This is a genomic window from Winogradskyella epiphytica (assembly GCF_003217215.1).
GTDB lineage: Bacteria > Bacteroidota > Bacteroidia > Flavobacteriales > Flavobacteriaceae > Winogradskyella > Winogradskyella epiphytica.
The window spans coordinates 1-1,888 of sequence record NZ_QJTD01000014.1 but is presented as its reverse complement, the minus strand read 5'-3'; the positions used below and the strand labels follow the sequence as shown (position 1 = coordinate 1,888).

Annotated in this window: 2 protein-coding genes; both read right to left on the bottom strand. The window is 35.1% G+C overall.

Annotated features, from left to right (window positions below; translation table 11 throughout):
* Positions 1 to 648 precede the first annotated feature (648 nt).
* Positions 649 to 954, bottom strand: a complete 306-nt coding sequence (locus DFQ11_RS14375) for a type II toxin-antitoxin system RelE/ParE family toxin (protein WP_110476580.1) — start codon at positions 952 to 954, stop codon at positions 649 to 651.
* Positions 954 to 1,172 (bottom strand): hypothetical protein, encoded by a 219-nt coding sequence (locus DFQ11_RS14370; RefSeq protein ID WP_110476579.1) that lies wholly within the window; start codon positions 1,170 to 1,172, stop codon positions 954 to 956. Before DFQ11_RS14370 ends, DFQ11_RS14375 begins: the two co-directional genes overlap by 1 nt.
* Between the last annotated feature and the right edge of the window lie 716 nt (positions 1,173 to 1,888).

Genomic DNA, 1,888 nt, shown 5'->3' with positions numbered 1-1,888 from the left:
GAGATAGTGAGATAGTGAGGTGTGAGTTAGTGTGAAAAGTGAAAAGTTAAAAGTGAAATGATAAAATGTTGTGTGTTCTCTGTTGTTAGTTGTGGGTTCTTAGTCAGTAGCTTTTATGTTCTAGTTTTTAGGAGTTCTCTGTGAAACTTTGTGTTTTCTCTGTGAGTCTCTGTGATACAACTTCTAATCTAGCGTCTAGATTCTAGTTATTAGTGAGACAGTGAGACAGTGAGTTAGTGAGTTAGTGTGAAAAGTGAAGAGTGAAAAGTGAATAGTTAAAAGTGAAGCGATATTAGTCTTTAGTTGTTAGTCTTTAGTTTTTCGTGAATTACCAAAGTGTCGATTCTCTAGCTTCCAACCTCCAGCATCCATCAGTCTAGTCTCTATGTTCTAATTAATTCTCTGTGAAACTTTGTGTTTTCTCTGTGCATCTCTGTGTTATAGCTTAATTCCAATGGTTCTCGATACGTTTCTCGTGACCTCGAAACACTCGAACTGACAGAGAGCAATGTTCATCTTTTTTTAATTTACAATATTTGGAAAAGCAAAACATTACGGACTACCAGCTAAAAACTAACGACTGGAAATCTCTGTGTCTTCTTTGTGCATCTCTGCGGATTAACTTTTGACTTCCAATACTTTCCTATTTTATTTAATGTCCTTTTTTAAGTTTTCAGGACTTTGTCTTGTGTCAAAGATTGTGATGACTTCTATTTCTCTTAATTCAATTGAAATACGATAATAGAGTGTCGTTTGTTTAGTAACAACACATTTGTAAAGACCTTTAACTTCTGAAGATTTAGGACAGCTTTGTGGTTGAATTGAAATCTGTTTAATTTTTTCCGATAACTTTTCAATAAACTTATCTCTGGTTTTTAAATCCCAATTTTCTAAAAGGTAATCAGATATTTTAAGAAGTTTGGATTCCGCTAATTCTGATAGATAAACTTTCATTATGATATTTTCTTCAAAAATGAATCATAGGACACTCTTTTGCCTTTATTTAGCTCATCGATGCCTTGGTTGATTTCTTTTTGTTCTGAAGTGCTTAATTCGTTCCAGAAGTCAACGTTTTCTTTATTAATGAAATCCGCTACTTTTTGAATAAATTCCATGTTTTCAATCGCTAAAATTGTTTTAACTAATTCGATTTTTGTTGATTGAAGATCCATTTTGTTGTTTTTAATTATAATCAAAGATACAAAAAAAAGGTTCTGATTCCGTCATAGGAAGATGGTATGAAGTATGAGTATCATATAAGGATATTTGGATTACAGGATAAAGGATCTAATAGTTCTCGATACGTTTCTTGCCTGCTTGAAATGCTTGAACTGAGGGTGGTGAGGTGTGAGGTAGTTAGTGAGTTGGTGAGACGGTGAGACGGTGAGTTGGTGTGAAAAGTGAAGAGATGATTAGTTGTTAGGCTGTAGGCTGTAAGTATTAGGGGTTAGGGATTAGGGATTGGGGAATGGGAGTGAATAGTGAATAGTGAAGTGTTGTTAGTCGTTAGTCTAAAGTTTCTAATGAGTTCTCTGTGAAGCTTCGTGTTTTCTCTGTGAGTCTCTGCGGTATCGCTTTGTTGTTTCAAGAGTTCACGATACGTTACTTGCCTGCTTGAAATGCTTGAACTGACGGTGGAGAGGTGTGAGGTAGTTAGTGGGTCAGTGAGTTGGTGAGACGGTGAGACGGTGAGTTGGTGTGAAAAGTGAAGAGGTGATTGGTTGTTAGGCTGTAAACATTAGGGATTAGGGATTAGGGAATGGGAGTGAAAAGTGAAAAGCGAAATGACAAAAGAGTTTATCCAGAATTTTGTGTTTTTGAAAAATAATTTCAAAATTCATAGGTTTTAAATGTAATGATTATAACCTACCTGGGAAACAAATGTACA

Excerpts from the sequence above, each read along its gene's own strand:
- DFQ11_RS14375 (WP_110476580.1), bottom strand. The coding sequence starts at position 954 with ATGAAAGTTTATCTATCAGAATTAGCGGAATCCAAACTTCTTAAAATA.
- DFQ11_RS14370 (WP_110476579.1), bottom strand. The coding sequence starts at position 1,172 with ATGGATCTTCAATCAACAAAAATCGAATTAGTTAAAACAATTTTAGCG.